Source organism: Paenibacillus zanthoxyli JH29 (assembly GCF_000520715.1).
GTDB lineage: Bacteria > Bacillota > Bacilli > Paenibacillales > Paenibacillaceae > Paenibacillus_AQ > Paenibacillus_AQ zanthoxyli.
Genome location: NZ_ASSD01000094.1, coordinates 1 through 16,750 on the forward strand (window position 1 = coordinate 1; position 16,750 = coordinate 16,750).

The window sequence follows — 16,750 nt, forward strand, 5'->3', positions numbered from 1 at the left end:
TTGCCATGCAGGGCGAACTGCAGAACGAGCACGAGTCCGTAGGCGATATAGACGATGGCGGCGATCAGGAACGGAAAGGTCGACTTTGCCGAACCAAGCTGCAGGCCGATGATCGGACCGAAGACGACACCCAGATTTATTGCGGCATAACGCAGATTAAAGACCAGCAGCTTATGCTCTGCGGGGGTAATATCCGACAGCAGCGCCCTTGAGGTTGGCTCGAAGACGGCGCGGCATAATCCGTTAAGCGTATTGACAATCAGGAACACCCACAGATGACCAGCCACAGCAAAGCCGACGAACACTAAGGCCCAACTGAAAATCGACACCAGCATCACCTTTTTGCGCCCGATAATATCCGAGATGTAGCCGCCATAGAAAGATATCGAGACTCCGGCCAGCGAGCTGACCGCTATGGTCAACCCAGTCTGCGTCGGCGATGCGCCCAGTACTTTGGTCAAATAAATGGAAAGAAAGGGGATGCTCATCGAGGTGACCAGCCTACCGAACATCGTCCCGACAATGATGGTCCATGCGAGGGGATGGACATGGCGTAATGTTTGCTTCATAGTGCTTCTCCTTCAAAGTTGTATCTTGTCATCCGACTGGGGACATGGGTATAATTGTAATACAAAAAAGGGGAAGGAAAAGTGAAATCTTACATGGAGTGATTTCACCTTTAAAGGAGTGAGGTAGGTGGAACTGAGCGACGCCCATTTTATGCGGTTGGCAACTGCTCTGCAATCTCCCGGAAGACCGGAGGAGCCGGTTCGCGTGACGATTGAGCAATTGTCCGAACTGCTGTCCTGCACTCCCCGCAACGTCAAGTTTATTCTGCGGCGGCTGGAGGAGAAGGAGTTGATCTCGTGGAAGGCTGGAAGGGGAAGAGGGCATACTTCGTTGTTAACTTTTTTGCGGAGTACGGAAGAAATATGGGAAGAGACTTTTCAGGAGCTGCTAGCCAAAGGAAAAATGAAGGAAGCGATTGAGCTGATCGGAGCGCCCGAGGTGAGCAATCTCCTTAGAGAAAAGCTGTGGACCGAGCTGAACCGGCAGATGGGCTTTCACAGCGAGCCGGAAAGGCCGTCGGGACAGGACGTGCTGCGCATGATGCGGAACCGCCATTTGGAGAGGCTGGACCCGGCCTTTGTGTTTACGGCATTTGAAGCATACATAATCGGACAAGTCTGCAATACGCTGGTGAGCTATGAAGCCGCAAGCGGCAGCTTCCTTCCGGGGCTTGCCCATACGTGGGAGCACAATGAAGATTATACCCGCTGGACGTTTTACCTGCGAAAAGGGGTTCGTTTTCATCATGGCCGGGCATTAACTGCCGGCGATGTAAAATATACATTGGAAAGGCTGTTTCAGGTTGACAGCCCGTCGCTGTGGCAGTACCGGGACATAGAAGGGGTGAGAACGGAAGGCGATTATACGATTTGCTTTTGCCTGAGCCGTCCGAACCTGTTCTTTTTACATGTAGCCGGAAGTTTGTACATGTCCATTCTTCCGAGTGACGTCAGCTTCTCGGGAACCCCGGTCGGTACCGGCCCTTTCCGTGTAACCAACCTGAATGAAGATGTGCTTACACTTACGGCATTTGACGACTATTACGCCATCCGGCCGCTGCTGGATAAGGTGGAAATCTGGTTTTTTCCCGAGAGGACAGGCAATGACCGGCAGTACGAGCTTTCCGGCACGGATAGCGACGGCCTTATGCCTTGGAACCAATATAACAGCAGCATCGACTACCCGGCGCTCGGCTGCCGGTATATCGTGTTCAATTTGCGACGGGAAGGGGTCCATCACCGGAAGGAGATCCGCGAGGCTCTGCGCATCGTATATGACCGGGTCGCCCTGATTCGTGAACTCGGGAGAAGCCGCTACATACCTGCGGACAGCTTCCTGCCTTGGGTAAGTAAAGAGCGGCGGGTGGAGGAGAGAAATCTGACCGAAGCCGTGGAGTTGCTGCGCCGTGCGGGATATGCTGGTGAGCCGTTAAGACTGGCCTATCCGCCCAAGAAGGAGGAAAGCCAGGAAGCCGAATGGCTGCAAGAAAGATGCCGCGCAGTCTGGCTGAACCTTGTGCTGCATCCGCTCGACAGCAGGGATCGGGAGCATGTTCTTCTGGAAGCCGATTTACTCCTTGCGGAAGAGGTGCTGGAGGATGACTGGGAGTGGGGGATGATGAATTTCTATAAAAATGAACAGAACTACCTTCACCTATCGTTGAACTGTGCGGATACCGATTTATTGGACCGTGAACTGGAAGATGTCTTTCAGCTTCCTCCGCAGAAGCGCACCGCCAGCCTGCTTCAAGCGGAACAGCTTGCCCGGGACAATTTCTGGCTGCTCCACGGCTGCCATCTCAACAAAAGAGCGAAGCTCAGCCAGAGCCTGCTCGGCCTGCATACCGGCTCGTTCGGGTTTCTGGATATATCGAAGCTGTGGGTCAAGAGCGGGAGGGAGAAGAATGTGCAGGGTTAAACTTAAAATAGTAGACCGTGCGCGGTGTTATGCTGACGGGCAGCTAGTTCCATGATTTCTCGAATACTTCATAAAACGTTTTAAATGCGTACTTCGTGGATAAGACGTTATACGAAAGTATTGCAAAAAGGCATAGGTGAGGTGAAATTAACTGAGCGTATTTCTAAAAGTTCCAAGTTGAGTAAGATTCCTAGGGATATTGGTATATATTGTATTGTTAAGAAGGCAATACCATCGTCTAACACCGTATTAGGCGAGCCATTTTTTGAAGGTTCAAAAAGGCTTTGAAGCCTAGAGCCATAAGGTTTTTCCGCGATTGCCCGCCTCGCTTTTCTCGTGTCTTCCGCACCTATCTTGCTATTTTTCAGCTGCTTTTTACTCACCGCGCTTTTGTATGGATAGGACGCGGAAAAGATAGGCGCGGCTGATTATCACGAGCATTACTCCCGTAAAATCAACAGTCAAGGGCGATCTCGATGATCTTTGAGCTGGAATCGAGATGAGCATAAATGTTGGCAGTCGTGGAGCAATGGCTATGCCCTAACCATTCCTGAATCTCCTTTATGCTGACTCCGTTTGCATGCAGCAAGCCAGGGCAACTGAGCCGAAGACTGTGAAAACGAATCCGCCGCAGATTATGCTTCTTAACCGTTGCAACTAGAAAGCATATGCTTCAATTACTGAAAAAGCTATCGGATGATCAATTATAGCTGCCATCTGTGACGGCTAATAACAGCAGGCCTTCTGGATAACCTCGGTTTCTTTTTTCCCGGTGCCTCTGAAGGTTTATTTTTTATGTCTCATACAACCTTGACTTAAAGTTCACTTTAAGATCTATAATGTGAACGTCCAATACAAGTGAGGACAAAATTTTTTTAAATAAAGGAGAGAATATTCACTTGAAAACCATTCTTATTACCGGAACATCGTCGGGACTTGGTCGAGAGGCCACTAAGCTATTTGCCTCCAATGGTTGGAACGTGGTTGCAACGATGCGTTCACCTGAGAAGGAGACGGAGTTAGACCAATTGGAAGGTGTGTTGGTTACCCGCCTGGATGTGCTTGACCAAGATAGCATTGCAAGTGCGATTAAGGCAGGAATAAAACGGTTTGGAAAAATTGACGCATTGGTGAACAATGCAGGATACGGACAAAATGGCTTGTTTGAGGGCGTTTCCCGCGAACAAATCAGAAAACAATTTGAAACCAACGTATTCGGTGTGATGGAGGTCACCCGTGCGATCATTCCTCATTTTAGAGAACATCAAGGAGGGACTCTTATTAATATCAGCTCTTGCGGGGGAATCATCGGCTTGCCGATGATTTCCGTGTACAGCAGCAGCAAGTTTGCGATTGAAGGCTTCACCGAGTCCCTGTCCTATGAGCTGGCTTCGCAAAACATTACGGTTAAATTGGTCGAGCCGGGCGGTTTCTACAGTAATTTTACTGATGCGGCCGAAGAAAATAAGCCTACTCTGGCCTTGCCCGAATCTTACGGCAGCTTTTTGGAGGAGATGGATCGTTTCTTCTCATCGCTTTCGACCAATAGGGGAATAGACTCGACGGATGTAGCCAAAGTAGTATATGAAGCTGCAACGGACGGAAAAGACCAACTTCGATACGTTATTCCCGGCCTTGTGAAGCCGCTGGTCGAAGCACGGGAGAAACTGGGCAATCAAGAATTCATCGAAATGATGAGGAAAAGAGTGAAGCAGTGAATCCCCACTCAGCCGGAACCGCTCCACGGTTTTAGCCTACTGGCGTTTCTCAGAGATCAACGAATCATAATATTGCAGCTTCTTGTTCAATAGTTCAAGAAAAGCCTGATATTCCTGAATATGAGTTTCGACGATCGCCTTTTGGCTAGCGATAATTTGACGCCTTTCCGGAAGCGTGTCTTCGCCTCGATGATTCAAAGCATTATATTGTTTGATGGCTTCCACGGACATTCCTGTGGCCCGCATACAACAGAGCATTTCTATTCTTAACAGATCGGTTTCGCTATAAACCCGCCTCCCGTTTTCTAACCGGCGAACGGGAGGCAACAAGCCTTCCTGTTCATAGTACCGCAAGGTGTGGGGAGCCAAGTTAAATTTTACTGCAACGTCCTTAATCGTATATTCCATGCTTTATTCCTCCGTATACTGGTATAACTGTTACGCACTTTGGCTTTTGAAAGAAAAATAGGGTTGAAAACCGTGGGTCTGCGTCTTCTACTCTTGAATGATCAAGCTCGTTATATGATTTCATTCAAGTTTCACTTTTTAACTCGAAAAAAGATTTTATATTTGATTTAAAGTTTACCTTAAATTATAGACTAGACCTATCTTCTAAGAAAGGATTGAGAGCTAAATGAGTAAACAATTTATTCAATCGCCGATCCATTCTGGTTTCGGCTCTCAAACAACCGCGCAGGAAGTCTTGGGAAGACTAAGTCTAAAGGGGAAGGTTGCCATCGTGACCGGTGGATATTCAGGGATCGGTTTGGAGACGACGCGGGTTCTAGCAAATGCCGACGCGACTGTTCTTGTCCCCGTACGAAGCTTGGAGAAAGGTGCGGCCGCGTTAAAGGATATCCCGAACACAGAATTGATACCGATGGATTTGATGGATCCGGACTCGATTGACAGTTTCGCCAAGCGTTTTTTGGCTACGGACAGGCCGCTTCATATCCTTATCAATAGCGCTGGCGTGATGGCGACACCTCTCCGGCGCGACAACCGAGGATACGAATCACAGCTATCCACGAATCATCTCGGCCATTTTCAATTAACCGCCAGGCTCTGGCCGGCTTTGAAACGGGCAACCGGTGCGCGGATCGTTTCGGTTTCGTCGAGAGCGCATCGACTGGGGGGTATCGATTTTGACGATCCGAATTTCGAGCGGAAAACGTATGACAAATGGAAAGCTTACGCCCAGTCCAAAAGCGCGAACATCTTGTATGCCTTGGAAATGGATAAACGGGGCAAGGCACATGACGTCCGGGCGTTCTCAGTCCATCCTGGATTAATCCCCGAAACGAATCTTGGGCAGGACCTGACTGAAGAAGAGCGGGGCCCGAAGCCGATCAAAAACGAGCAGGGACGCTACGTTTCCAACGAACAAAATGCTGTGTTCAAGACGGTGGAACAGGGTGCGGCGACGAGCGTATGGTGCGCGGTCAGCCCGCAGCTTGACGGCTTGGGCGGCGTATATTGCGAAGACGTGGATATTGCGGAAGCCGTTCCCGCCGACAGCACCCGTCCGGATGGTGTTCGTCCGTGGGCGATCGATCCGGAATTGGCTGCTCGTTTATGGAAACTGAGCGAGGATCTGATTAACATCCGGTTTACTGTGGATTGATCTTAAGAAAAACCGTCAGGGAACGAATTTACCCTGACGGTCCTTTGCTTGCTTCTCCATCACTCTTCACCAGTATTCCTTAACACGGACAATCTTACTGACGTAAGTGATATCCGTCACCCATTTCTCATTTGGCTTCGTGGCCTCAAACTCCGGTTCAACACATTCTCCTGAACCGGTAACGAGTACCTAGAGTTGGTCGTCGCCTTGTATTTTTGACGGTACGCGAACGCAAACCCTGTTTCTTCATGATCCGGGAGACGGTGCGCTCGGAGATGACAATGCCGCTGCGTTTGAGGTACGAGGTGAGCTTGGGACTGCCGTAGAGTCCGTTCGACTGGGCATACGCCGCTTCACTTCTCTGTCCATTCCCGGTGCTGCCGGGCGCGTTCGCGTTCCGGTCTGGACCGCCATTTGTAATATCCGCTGCGAGATACGTTGAGGACGGAGCACAACTTCTCGATTAAGAGGGACACTATTATATGGAAGTGATAATTCGGGAACTGCCCAAACTGCACCTAAAGATTACTCTGTATTGCTGAAAATCAACGATTATTATGTGCTCTACACCGTACCAAAATCACCTTACATAGATTCGAATAATAGGATGATGATTCCTCTGCGCTCAATCAGCGAACTGATCGGGGCGAAAGTTGGCTACGATGCCAAGAGTAAAACAGCTACAATTAACATGGACGATAAGACGGTTATTTTCACTATTGGGTCTAAAATGGTTACGGTTGACGGAGTCGCCGACCAGTTGGATACGAATTCCGCATTGAATCAGAATTCGATGTTCATCCCTATTAGCGTGCTTGCCAACCGTTTGGGCATCCAGAGCAATTGGGATCAAACATGTATACGCTGACGGGCGAGAAACTGATGCAGACGGATATGATTAAATATACACTGGAGGATTTTGAGAGAGGAGCCAGGACAACGCCTCCGGGGAAAATCATAGACAACAATGCATTTATGCCGATCTCGTATACGTATGATTCCGCGAATGACAGCTTTGTGATCAAATCGAAAAATGTCACGGGAAAAGATATTCCGAAAGGGGCAGAGGATGTAGCAGCATATTTACTCACCGATGATTCGGTTCAGTTTCCGAAACGTGACCGTGAGAGACCCGCTGTCAAAAAAGATGGAATGATCGAAGAGAGAGTGCTGAACAGAAGATTGAAGAAAGTAAATTATTTACTTGTAAAAGGAAGATTATTGGACCGCTCAGGTTTCTAAATACAGCTAAATTCAATAAAAACAGCGGCAGTCCAAAGCTTTCTGCTTCAGAGTGCCGCCTCATTTATTACCGATTCACATCAATATTAACGATACAACCCGTGCTCCGCCTCCGCAAACTGCTGCGATTTCTCCTTCATTCCACGCTCAATCGCTTCGCTGTCCTCCAGATTATGCTGCTTGGCATACTCCCGGATATCCTGCGTGATACTCATGCTGCAAAATTTCGGTCCGCACATGGAGCAGAAATGCGCTGTCTTAGCGCCCTCCGCGGGCAAAGTCTCGTCGTGATATTCAATCGCCCGCTCGGGATCGAGCGACAGCTGGAACTGATCCTTCCAGCGGAATTCGAACCGGGCTTTGGACAGCGCGTCGTCCCGCTCCTGGGCTCCGGGATGCCCTTTGGCCAGATCGGCCGCGTGCGCCGCGATCTTATAGGCAATAACGCCTTCACGGACATCGTCCTTGTTCGGGAGGCCCAGATGCTCTTTGGGCGTCACATAGCAGAGCATGGCGGTGCCGAACCAGCCGATCATCGCCGCGCCGATGGCGGAAGTAATATGGTCGTAGCCCGGCGCAATATCTGTCGTGAGCGGCCCCAACGTGTAAAAAGGAGCTTCCTTGCAAACCTCCATTTGGCGGTCGACATTTTCCTTAATCTTCTGCATCGGCACATGACCTGGGCCTTCAATCATAACCTGGACATCATGCTTCCAGGCAATTTCGGTCAGCTCGCCCAGGGTGTCCAGCTCGGCAAACTGCGCTTCGTCATTGGCATCGGCGATGGAACCCGGCCGCAGGCCGTCTCCAAGAGAGAATGCGATGTCATACGTCTTCATGATTTCACAGATTTCCTCAAAATGGGTATACAGGAAATTCTCCTGATGATGGGCGAGGCACCAGGCCGCCATGATCGAGCCGCCCCGGGATACAATGCCTGTTACCCTTTTTGCGGTTAATGGGACATAGCGCAGCAGCACGCCCGCATGGATTGTGAAATAGTCGACGCCCTGCTCCGCCTGCTCAATCAGCGTATCGTGGAAAATTTCCCAGCTCAGCTCATGCGCCTTGCCGCCGACCTTTTCCAGCGCCTGATACAGCGGCACCGTGCCGACAGGCACCGGGGAGTTGCGGATAATCCATTCCCGAGTCGTGTGAATATGGCGGCCTGTCGAAAGATCCATAATCGTATCCGATCCCCAATGGGTCGCCCAGCGCATTTTCTCCACTTCTTCTTCAATTGAGGAGGAGACTGCGGAGTTTCCGATATTGGCGTTAATCTTGACCAGGAAGTTCCGGCCGATGATCATCGGCTCGCTTTCCGGATGATTGATATTACAAGGAATAATGGCTCTGCCGCTGGCGACTTCATCCCGGACAAACGCCGGATCGACATTTTCACGGATGGCAATGAACTCCATCTCCGGCGTGATGATCCCTTTACGGGCATAGTGCATTTGCGTAACATTGGCTCCGCTCTTGGCTCGCAGCGGCTGCCGTCTTAATCCTGGAAAAATCTCTGTGGAAACATCCTGTTCCTCGCTTCTTAGTCCATTATCCTCCGGCTTTACGTTCCGGCCCTCGTATTCCTCGATATCCCCTCGTTCCAAAATCCAGTTCCGGCGGAGCGGGGGGAGTCCTTTCCGGATATCCGTACACATCTGCGTATCGGAATAAGGGCCGCTTGCGTCGTATACCCGCACGGGAGCATTTTCCGATACGCCGTCAACCCCGGTAGTATCGCTCAGCGTAATCTCGCGCATAGGCACCCGAATATCCTCCCGCGAACCCTCTACATACACTTTTTGACTTTGACTTGTCATTTCAATTCCTCCTCTTAATGGTGTGTAGCGCCGGAGGAGGCCAGGTACGCAAAAAAGACCGCATCCGAAGAAGCGGTCTTTGAACATACAAAGCCTGTGACGTTTCCTCCGCTGGCATTACCCAGATCAGGTTTTACGGTCGATGGCATAGGGCCATCCTCTCAGCCCGGCTGTTTCCGAGCTCCCGAGTCTATGAAGTTGTCTATTACAGAATATCCTAATCGCTGGAAAAGCACAAGCTACTTTTGTTTTATCTGCCGCCGAATTTCCAGTGCGTTTGCCAGAGACTTGGCCGCATTCTCCAAAGCAAGTATCGAATCACTCTTCTGCTCGAAGCTTTTCAGCGCGTGCTCAAGGCTTTTGGCGTAAGGATTAACCTCTCCCAGAACAAGACGCTGTTCACCGGAAGCGGTATGCTCAATCAGGACCGAATCTGCTGCGCCGTCCCGGTCGCTCTCATGAAAGACCAGCTTGGCGGCCTCGAAATATGCTTCATAACCTACCGTAAAGGGATATCCGTCAGGCATTCCCGAGGAAGAGACGATTTCCGCAATCGCGCCGTCCCGTCCGAATGCCGCCCGAACCAATGACTGCCGCTTATCCTCGTATTCCGCTCCCCAGGCGGATAGTAGCTCAGGATAATCCATGATCCCGCTAATAAAATCCAGTTCATGAATCATCAGATTGACGTGGAGAGATTCTAAGCCGAGATCGCCCCAGAGCGGCGGCGTTTCCCTTTTTAAAGTGAGAGACAGCAGCTTGCCGTATGTGCCCTTCTGGCAGGATTCGCGCAAATAGGCGTAAGCCGGGTCAAAATGGATAAACCGGTTAACGAGGACTCTTTTGCCGGAGCTTCTTTCTGCATCCAGCATGGCCGCAGCCTCTTCCACCGAGCAGCATACGGGCGTTTCACAGAACACATGCTTTCCATGCTCAAGCGCCTTGACCGCAACCTCGCAGTGAAGAGAGGCCGGAAGGCACAGGTCGATGACATCTATGTCCGGATCGCGCAAAATTCCATCCATATTCCGGGCAATCTCTACATTTAGCTGCTTCTCCAATTGCGCCAGCTTAGCATCGTTCCTGCCGAACACGACCACCCGTCCACACAGATCTATTGATTTCAGCAGCTTGACATGATACGCTCCAAATCCTGTTCCGAGTACGGCTACATTCATAAGCTCCAACTCCTTCAATTGTTCTGGCTCTATGATATACTTGTATTGTTGACAGCAGAATGGCAACGATTTGAGGTTGTCTGTGAAATTTTCTGTCCGCTGCAAAAGGAGGGTTGAATGTATGAGGCTCTATCGGCTGGTTGCGATATTATTGCTGCTGGAATCAAGGGGTAAGCTGAAAGCAAAAGAGCTGGCGGAAGCGCTGGAAACCTCCGTCCGTTCGATTTACCGTGATGTGGATACGCTGGCCGAAGCCGGTGTTCCGATTACAAGTACTCCGGGGCCGTCCGGCGGTCTTTCGCTGGTGGGAGGGTATACAGTCGATCTAAAAAGCTTACATAATGACGACGTCGTTCACCTGTATCTGACGGGACTCGGCATTTACTCCGGCGCGGGAACCGAATCCGGTCATAAGCTCCGGAGTGCGCTGCTGAAGCTCGAAAAAACGCTGCCGGATGAGTACAAACCGGATTTGCTTAAGGCTAAATCCCGGTTTTATTTTGACGATACGCCTTGGTGGCGCGAGCGCCCCGATGCTCCTTGTCTGGAAACCATTCGTGTCGCGCTTTGGAAATCGCATAAACTGACCATCCATTACCGCAAACCGGCAGGGGAGTTGTCAATGTTGTCAATTCGGAATGTGCGGCCCTATGGGCTAGTGGTGAAGCAGGGGGAATGGTATCTGGCTGCCTACTGCGAAGAGGCGGAGGAAGTCCGGACGTTTAAATGCGAGCGAATTTCAGCGGCAGAACCATTAGAGGAAAAGTTTGAAATTCCGGCAGATTTCGCATTGGAACATTATTGGAAAGGGAGCAATAAGTCTTTTAGGCGGTCGCGGCAGGAGAGGGAGGTTTATCCGGTAATTCTCAGGGTGAAAGAGCCATACGTGAATTTGCGGAACAAGCTGGAGATTCTGCATACGGCTTGGGAGCAGAATGCGGCTCTGCTTACGGTGAATATGTATGGTTATGAAGCGGCCTGCCGCGATATTTTGGAACTGATCGGCTACGCCGAGGTCATTTCGCCGAAGGAGCTTAGAGATTTTATCAAAGGAAAGCTGGATGAGCTTCGTACTCTTTATGCGGATTGAAAGAGGGGATACAGCTTTCGGGACAAGGAGGACACGGGTCACCCGTCTCTTATAAAAAGTGGATAACCCGCGAGTCAACCGCATCATGAGGTTGTTGCACAACGAGACTAGATAAACCTAATGCCGATACGGCTCTGTGTGAATGCTACTCCGCCTGTTTGCCTTGACATTTTTTGCACACCGTCAATTTTTCGCCTTGAAGTCCTTGGGCCGTATATAATAGTTTGATCCGTGTGCTGCCGCACAGGGGGCAAGTTCCCCTCCCGCGGGAAGGCATGCGCCAGAGCGCTTTGCCGCGCTTGTTCTTGGACATGTCATAGATTCCACCTTTGCGCATATTGCTTCATTTCACAGTATTCTATGCGGGCGGGCGGCAACCGGTTCGGCAGGGCGGGGGATGGAAATGGTGGAGATATTGCCTTCATTCAAAACAAAAAAGCAATGGAAAATTCCACTGCCTTTTTGCATCAATTGGTTACTAGATTATAGTATATTGCGTGGTTGCATTACTGCTTGAGTAACCGGATAAGGATGATTGAACATTAATTTTGTAGGTTCCTATCTTAGTTCTTTTATTTGTAGCTATATTGAATACAACTGCCCCGCTAGAATCGGTGGTCTGAACTGCATTAGTTTGGCTTCCGCTAGGAGAGGTAATCGTTAAGGTTACAGTTGCCCTGTTCAAAGCATTTAAATTGGAGTCCTTAACTGTAGCTTCTACAGTAACGGTTTCTCCTTTTAAGTAAAAATCTTTATCTGTAGTAACACTCAAGACTGTCTTGTTAGACTCAAGAGGCTGAGCTTGGGCCTGAATTAATCCGTATCCTGTAAGAGGATCACGCCCCGCAGCCCCGAGATCCACCACGTTCTGATCAAGCTTATCCCGAAGTTCAATATTGGTCAGAGCAGGATTCTGCTGTTTTAGAAGGGCAAGTATACCCGTAGTATAAGGAGTGGCCATTGATGTACCTGACAACCTTGTATAACCATTATTCAAATACGTGGAGTAGATGGAAACACCCGGTGCTGACACTTCAACTTTTGGACCCGTCGACGAAAAGCTGGCACGATTATTAGATGAATCTACTGCGGCTACTGCAATAGCGGAATCGTATTTTGCGGGATATTCAACCGTATCGCCGTTACCGTTAATCAAACCGCTGTTTCCTGCGGCAGCAACAACCAAGGTACCGTTGTTATATGCCTTATCTACTGCCTGATGCAATGTAGGAGAATCGGTTGGACTTCCTAAGCTTAAATTGATAATATCCATTTGGTTTGTGATGGCCCAGTCAATCCCCGCTATTACATCCGAGAGATAGCCGCTTCCGCTGGAATCAAGCACTTTCACTGCGTACAGATCAGAATCAGGGGCTACGCCAATGACTCCAATATCATTATTTCGCGCGCCAATGATTCCAGATACATGGGTACCGTGACCATTGTCATCGTTATAGGAATTTGTATAGGACACAAAAGAAGCTCCTCCTGCTACTGAAAGATCCGAATGGCTAAGTGATATTCCTGTATCAACTACAGCGATTTTCACCCCCGTTCCAGTGTAACCGGAATTCCATGCAACGGGAGCTTTTACATCATCAATTCCCCAATCCGAAACTTGTCCTTCTACCTTCACTATTGAATCTTTCTCAATAAGTTCAATATTCGGATTTCTGGAAAGTCCTTGTAAAGCGACTGAAGGAACACTGAGGGAAATGGCCGGTAAGTTTCTTAGTTCTCTGTTGATTTTCCCTCCATTGCTTGCAATCAAGTCCTTGTCAATTTTGTCTTTGAACAAGACGATGACTCTTTCCTCGGCTGGTGCGGGTGCGGCACTTACTGAATTGAAAGTTGCTGAGAGAATAAGGACCAAGATAGCTGCCAACAAAATAATTTTCTTCATGTACTAAACCACCTCTACTATTAGTTTCTTCCATATAACTCTATTTATAATAATTAGATACAAATATCTAAAATCCTTCTAGTTATTTGAAATAAATTGGTATTTTATGATTTTCCCTCCAGGCTGTCGAGCAGTCAGGCTATAAAATTATATTGTTTTTTCCAGCATCTTACACTATAATTAGCACCAGGTACTAGTATCATGTTATCAATTCATGTGAGGTGAAAATATGGCAGGGGCGAGAATAACCGCTATTGGGACTTATGTGCCCGAAAAGAGACTAACCAATTTTGATTTGGAGCGTATGGTTGATACGAATAATGAATGGATCATTCAAAGAACGGGCATTGAAGAACGCAGAATTAGCCATCCTGATGAATTTACGAGTGATTTATGTGTGGATGCCGTAAAAAATTTGATTCAGAGATTCAATAAAACGGTTGAAGATGTGGATATGGTGATTGTAGCAACCAGTACGCCGGATTTTTCGTTTCCATCGGTTGCCAGCCTTGTGCAGGATAGATTACATATCGCTCAGACGGGAGCAATGGATATAAGCGCGGCATGTTCGGGTTTTGTATATGCTCTGCATACGGCACATAGTATGATTTCATCTGGACTTCACAGTAAAATACTAGTCATGGGCGCAGATACCATGTCCAAAATAACGGATTACACCGATCGAAGCACCTGTATTTTATTTGGTGATGGCGCCGGCGCCGTACTGGTCGAAAGGGATGACCATTTTAATAGCTTCATTGGATATCATATGGGAAGTGACGGGAGCGGGGCGCATCATGTGTATCGACCCAATTTAGCGAACACAGCAAACGGCATTGAATTGATCGATACAAGAAGCCTTGTGCAAAATGGCCGGGAAGTTTACCGATGGGTGGTCCGGAATATTCCTAGAGGGATCAAAGAACTGTTAAATAAAACAGAAATGACTATAGACGAAGTGGACTGGTTTATCCCTCATAGCGCCAACTTGCGGATCATCGAGCCGATCTGTGAAAAAATTGAACACCCGATAGAAAAGACGCTGTACAGCTTGGTCAATTTCGGGAATACTTCGGCTGCGACCATTCCTTTATCTTTTGACCTTGGCATTCGCGATGGAAAAGTGAAAAATGGGGATTGGATTCTTATGTATGGTTTTGGCGCAGGATTGACCCATGCCGGGCAGCTTTTGCAGCTGAAATTAGACGAACAAGTTACGGTACAGCCACAAACTCTGAATTCCTAAAGAATTGCAAAAGATGAAACAAACAGGTACGGAATTCTTCTATGAAAAGGTCGGTACCTGTTGGTTTGGGACGAGCGGAAACATGTTTAGCTAATAGCTTGGCCCCTTACTTCCTACATGATTTTACAAATTCCTCAAATAATCTAAAGTTATAATCATCCAATTTGTAGTTGAATTCCGGATGCCACTGAACAGCTAAGATAAACATCTTTTGCGGCATAATAACAGCTTCTATTAGATTCCGCCAGCATCTTCAATCCCTTTCATATAACCTGGCAGCATCCAGTAGCTTTCTTTGTCCTTATCATACAAAGGTAAAACCCCTATCATAGGTCTCTCCAAATCATATTCCTCCCCAAAGTATGGTAGCGGGTATTCTTATTTAATCCTTTAGACATTTTAACACGCATTTATCCTGAAATCTTCAGTGATCAAAAACCGGTCATTTATGCCGCGAAAAAACAGCGTATAACATAAATTATACGCTGTTTTTGATTTAAGCGATTTTTATTCTGGTGGATGATGAAGTACAGGAGGATTTGCCCCATTTTTTGGCTATTTCAGCGGTTTTGGAAGGGCGGCGGCAAATAATCCCTTGTTCGTCTGAATGAGTACCACATCGTTCGCCACATATGCATTGCCGATCTCGGTGGCTTTCGTTACGATACGTCCGAACCTTTTACCCGTTGCCGCCTCGATCAAGTAAATGTCTCCGTTGTCCAAACTGGCAAACACGCCCTTACCTATGGCTTGAACACGGGCAACGAGATCAGGAAAGCGGCCGTAGGATCTTATACTATGATTACTTTTTGACACCGGTCAATTCAGTTCCCTGTGAAAAGAAGGCCATGCTGTTCTCTGGGCCGGACAACCATTTTCCATACTGTTCATAACTGATAGGCTTGGCATTGCTGTCTTGGCCTAAAGTATAGCGGCGAAGGATGGCTTCGTTTTTGTCGAAATTGCCGTCGGCGGTATAGAGATAGGGGCCCACAATGGCAGTATAGCTGTTGCCGAGTCGACTTATATCATGAAGAGGAGTGTAGTTCTCCGTTCGGGTCACCTTTCCGGTTCGGGGATTCAGTTGAACGCAAGTGACCAAATAACCGGGAGCAGCTATTCCTTCGCTAACCGTTGAAAGGTTCGGCTGCCGGCGCATCATAAGCTGTCCGTTCCGGTAGGTGAGGAAGGAGTAAACGCCCTCGGTTCTCCAGCGTTTTTTGCCGGTAGCGGGATCAAGGCCGAAAAATTGGGTCCGGTAATTATCGACCGTACTGGATACTATGAGTACGCCGTCATATTGGCCGATCAGGGAGCTTGCGTACATGGGCAATGCTTTGTTCTCCCATTTTTTCCTGCCGTTAGAAGGATTGTAGGCGGCGAGTCCGCCGTTTTCGTTAAAATAAATCAAGGTCCCGTTTACAAGTTCGGCATGCGCTCCGACCTCTGAAAAGGAATTGATCCCTTTTGCTTTCCAGGTTATCTTCCCGTTTCGGGCATACGCACACACCAGATTGCCGCCGCTTGTAATGTAAAAGACGGAGCTGTTGGTTATTACTTCGGGATACTGTCCTCCGGGGATGGCCCATTTCACCTTGCCTGTCGCGAGATCTGCCGCCATGAGCTTGCCGCTTGCGGCATAATATACAAGGCTGTTTGACACGGGCGCTTGCTTATCATAAAGTCCGCTTTCGTTCGTTTGTGCATGCCAAAGAGGCTTAAGCGCAGGAGTTGCGGAGTCGGCTGCGGCGGAAACAGAAGAGATATTTCCATGTACGGCATCTGCTGCGGCGATGTGTCCGTAAAGACCGTCACCGGTGGTAAGCAGGGCTGCGGCGAGCAGTGTGTTCAGAATATAAGCTGCCTTTTTCAACAATTTCATCTCCTTGTTATTCTTTTATGTATTTGACTCCTAAAGCTTTGAGTAAGTTGCTATATTTAGAAAATAAAGCCATTCAGTAAAATTAGTTAACATAATAATTATTATGTTAACTAATGAATGGGGTTAATCATCCGCATCCGAACCTTGGCATTGAAAATTTCGGATTATTCCACTCTGACCGATATCAATCCGCATCCTGCTTATTTAACGCTTGTCATTCAGACCCGGAATTATTCGGCCAATCCGGAACCTCCTAAAGAAGATACTTCATCCCAATAAAAAAACCACCGGCAGAATCCGATGCTCTGCCGGTGGTTTTTGTAATAACCTTATTTTAGGAAACTTCAGTCCGTTGATCCGAACGATTAGCCGTGACCGCTTGAAGCTTAAGCGGGCTCTTACGTTTCTTGTAGAAAGTAAAACCCAAATAAAAAGCAATGACGATGCAAGGATAAGCAATAGCCATGCCTGTAAACGGGAAGACGGCCGCTGTCGCGATAAAGGAAATCCAGCTGATGATTACCCCGAATCGGCTGCCCTTGAGCAGCCGGATTCCC

Annotated in this window: 17 protein-coding genes, 3 pseudogenes and 1 riboswitch; of the genes and pseudogenes, 7 read left to right on the forward strand and 13 right to left on the reverse strand. The window is 48.4% G+C overall.

The features are described 5' to 3' along the window. Positions 1-569: MFS transporter (locus tag L691_RS0103710; protein ID WP_025688859.1), on the reverse strand; the 569-nt coding region annotated here is incomplete at its 3' end. A 127-nt stretch (positions 570-696) separates the two neighbouring features. Between L691_RS0103710 and L691_RS0103715 the strand changes: the two genes are divergently transcribed. After that, positions 697-2,487: an ABC transporter substrate-binding protein gene (locus tag L691_RS0103715; protein ID WP_025688860.1), complete on the forward strand. Its 1,791-nt coding sequence runs from the start codon at positions 697-699 to the stop codon at positions 2,485-2,487. Between the two features lie 454 nt (positions 2,488-2,941). Here L691_RS0103715 and L691_RS31035 read toward each other — a convergent pair whose 3' ends face one another. Continuing rightward, entirely contained in the window at positions 2,942-3,157 is a 216-nt protein-coding gene (locus L691_RS31035; RefSeq protein ID WP_084653797.1) for a tyrosine-type recombinase/integrase, read from the reverse strand. A 229-nt stretch (positions 3,158-3,386) separates the two neighbouring features. Here L691_RS31035 and L691_RS0103720 point away from each other — a divergent pair, with 229 nt between their 5' ends. After that, positions 3,387-4,205, forward strand: coding sequence for an SDR family oxidoreductase (locus L691_RS0103720; protein ID WP_025688861.1), 819 nt, complete (start codon positions 3,387-3,389; stop codon positions 4,203-4,205). A gap of 36 nt (positions 4,206-4,241) precedes the next feature. Here L691_RS0103720 and L691_RS0103725 read toward each other — a convergent pair whose 3' ends face one another. After that, positions 4,242-4,613 (reverse strand): MerR family transcriptional regulator, encoded by a 372-nt coding sequence (locus L691_RS0103725; RefSeq protein WP_025688862.1) that lies wholly within the window; start codon positions 4,611-4,613, stop codon positions 4,242-4,244. 226 nt (positions 4,614-4,839) lie between these two features. Between L691_RS0103725 and L691_RS0103730 the strand changes: the two genes are divergently transcribed. Then, complete coding sequence (locus L691_RS0103730) at positions 4,840-5,829, forward strand: oxidoreductase (RefSeq protein ID WP_025688863.1); 990 nt, start codon at positions 4,840-4,842, stop codon at positions 5,827-5,829. A gap of 96 nt (positions 5,830-5,925) precedes the next feature. Here the strand turns inward: L691_RS0103730 and L691_RS34165 are convergent. Both L691_RS34165 and L691_RS34170 read right to left on the reverse strand, forming a co-directional pair. Beyond that, a pseudogene (locus L691_RS34165) lies at positions 5,926-6,050 on the reverse strand (IS3-like element ISDha6 family transposase); the annotation flags it as partial. A 53-nt stretch (positions 6,051-6,103) separates the two neighbouring features. Next, a pseudogene (locus L691_RS34170) lies at positions 6,104-6,250 on the reverse strand (hypothetical protein); the annotation flags it as partial. A 138-nt stretch (positions 6,251-6,388) separates the two neighbouring features. Here L691_RS34170 and L691_RS30490 point away from each other — a divergent pair. Together L691_RS30490 and L691_RS30495 are read left to right on the forward strand one after the other, a co-directional pair. After that, a complete protein-coding gene (locus tag L691_RS30490) occupies positions 6,389-6,697 on the forward strand; it encodes a copper amine oxidase N-terminal domain-containing protein (protein ID WP_408634730.1) in 309 nt (102 codons plus the stop codon). Further along, positions 6,685-7,071, forward strand: a complete 387-nt coding sequence (locus tag L691_RS30495; RefSeq protein WP_025688865.1) for a hypothetical protein — start codon at positions 6,685-6,687, stop codon at positions 7,069-7,071. The genes L691_RS30490 and L691_RS30495 overlap by 13 nt, the downstream gene beginning before the upstream one ends. An 86-nt stretch (positions 7,072-7,157) precedes the next feature. Here L691_RS30495 and thiC read toward each other — a convergent pair whose 3' ends face one another. Further along, complete coding sequence (thiC, locus tag L691_RS0103745; RefSeq protein ID WP_025688866.1) at positions 7,158-8,894, reverse strand: phosphomethylpyrimidine synthase ThiC; 1,737 nt, start codon at positions 8,892-8,894, stop codon at positions 7,158-7,160. An 85-nt stretch (positions 8,895-8,979) separates the two neighbouring features. Next, a riboswitch (TPP riboswitch) is annotated at positions 8,980-9,091 on the reverse strand. Positions 9,092-9,133: 42 nt separating this feature from the next. Next, positions 9,134-10,072, reverse strand: a complete 939-nt coding sequence (locus L691_RS0103750; protein ID WP_025688867.1) for a Gfo/Idh/MocA family protein — start codon at positions 10,070-10,072, stop codon at positions 9,134-9,136. A 121-nt stretch (positions 10,073-10,193) separates the two neighbouring features. On the opposite strand from L691_RS0103750, the gene L691_RS0103755 reads away from it, so the two are divergent. Beyond that, positions 10,194-11,162: a helix-turn-helix transcriptional regulator gene (locus L691_RS0103755; RefSeq protein ID WP_025688869.1), complete on the forward strand. Its 969-nt coding sequence runs from the start codon at positions 10,194-10,196 to the stop codon at positions 11,160-11,162. Positions 11,163-11,307: 145 nt separating this feature from the next. Here L691_RS0103755 and L691_RS32455 read toward each other — a convergent pair whose 3' ends face one another. Further along, positions 11,308-11,475 carry a hypothetical protein gene (locus L691_RS32455; protein ID WP_198022969.1) on the reverse strand — a complete coding sequence of 56 codons (168 nt, stop codon included), beginning with the start codon at positions 11,473-11,475 and terminating at the stop codon, positions 11,308-11,310. 165 nt (positions 11,476-11,640) lie between these two features. Next, positions 11,641-13,065, reverse strand: a complete 1,425-nt coding sequence (locus L691_RS0103765) for a S8 family serine peptidase (protein WP_025688870.1) — start codon at positions 13,063-13,065, stop codon at positions 11,641-11,643. A gap of 229 nt (positions 13,066-13,294) precedes the next feature. Here L691_RS0103765 and L691_RS0103770 point away from each other — a divergent pair, with 229 nt between their 5' ends. Continuing rightward, positions 13,295-14,311: a ketoacyl-ACP synthase III gene (locus L691_RS0103770; RefSeq protein WP_025688871.1), complete on the forward strand. Its 1,017-nt coding sequence runs from the start codon at positions 13,295-13,297 to the stop codon at positions 14,309-14,311. Between the two features lie 106 nt (positions 14,312-14,417). Here the strand turns inward: L691_RS0103770 and L691_RS33315 are convergent, their stop codons facing one another. The 4 genes and pseudogenes from L691_RS33315 to L691_RS32465 form a co-directional block, all read right to left on the reverse strand. Beyond that, positions 14,418-14,531 (reverse strand): hypothetical protein, encoded by a 114-nt coding sequence (locus tag L691_RS33315; RefSeq protein ID WP_232229085.1) that lies wholly within the window; start codon positions 14,529-14,531, stop codon positions 14,418-14,420. A gap of 335 nt (positions 14,532-14,866) precedes the next feature. Continuing rightward, a complete protein-coding gene (locus L691_RS32460; protein ID WP_198022970.1) occupies positions 14,867-15,034 on the reverse strand; it encodes a hypothetical protein in 168 nt (55 codons plus the stop codon). Between the two features lie 79 nt (positions 15,035-15,113). After that, positions 15,114-16,184, reverse strand: a complete 1,071-nt coding sequence (locus tag L691_RS0103785; protein WP_025688872.1) for an outer membrane protein assembly factor BamB family protein — start codon at positions 16,182-16,184, stop codon at positions 15,114-15,116. A 343-nt stretch (positions 16,185-16,527) separates the two neighbouring features. Next, positions 16,528-16,750, reverse strand: a pseudogene (locus tag L691_RS32465) (hypothetical protein); the annotation flags it as partial.

What these genes read in the sequence shown, in the direction of transcription:
- L691_RS0103725 (WP_025688862.1), bottom strand. Translation starts at nt 4,613, where the DNA reads ATGGAATATACGATTAAGGACGTTGCAGTAAAATTTAACTTGGCTCCC.
- L691_RS0103730 (WP_025688863.1), top strand. Translation starts at nt 4,840, where the DNA reads ATGAGTAAACAATTTATTCAATCGCCGATCCATTCTGGTTTCGGCTCT.
- L691_RS30495 (WP_025688865.1), top strand. Translation starts at nt 6,685, where the DNA reads ATGTATACGCTGACGGGCGAGAAACTGATGCAGACGGATATGATTAAA.
- thiC (WP_025688866.1), bottom strand. Translation starts at nt 8,894, where the DNA reads ATGACAAGTCAAAGTCAAAAAGTGTATGTAGAGGGTTCGCGGGAGGAT.
- L691_RS0103750 (WP_025688867.1), bottom strand. Translation starts at nt 10,072, where the DNA reads ATGAATGTAGCCGTACTCGGAACAGGATTTGGAGCGTATCATGTCAAG.
- L691_RS0103755 (WP_025688869.1), top strand. Translation starts at nt 10,194, where the DNA reads ATGAGGCTCTATCGGCTGGTTGCGATATTATTGCTGCTGGAATCAAGG.
- L691_RS32455 (WP_198022969.1), bottom strand. Translation starts at nt 11,475, where the DNA reads ATGTCCAAGAACAAGCGCGGCAAAGCGCTCTGGCGCATGCCTTCCCGC.
- L691_RS0103765 (WP_025688870.1), bottom strand. Translation starts at nt 13,065, where the DNA reads ATGAAGAAAATTATTTTGTTGGCAGCTATCTTGGTCCTTATTCTCTCA.
- L691_RS0103770 (WP_025688871.1), top strand. Translation starts at nt 13,295, where the DNA reads ATGGCAGGGGCGAGAATAACCGCTATTGGGACTTATGTGCCCGAAAAG.
- L691_RS33315 (WP_232229085.1), bottom strand. Translation starts at nt 14,531, where the DNA reads ATGCCGCAAAAGATGTTTATCTTAGCTGTTCAGTGGCATCCGGAATTC.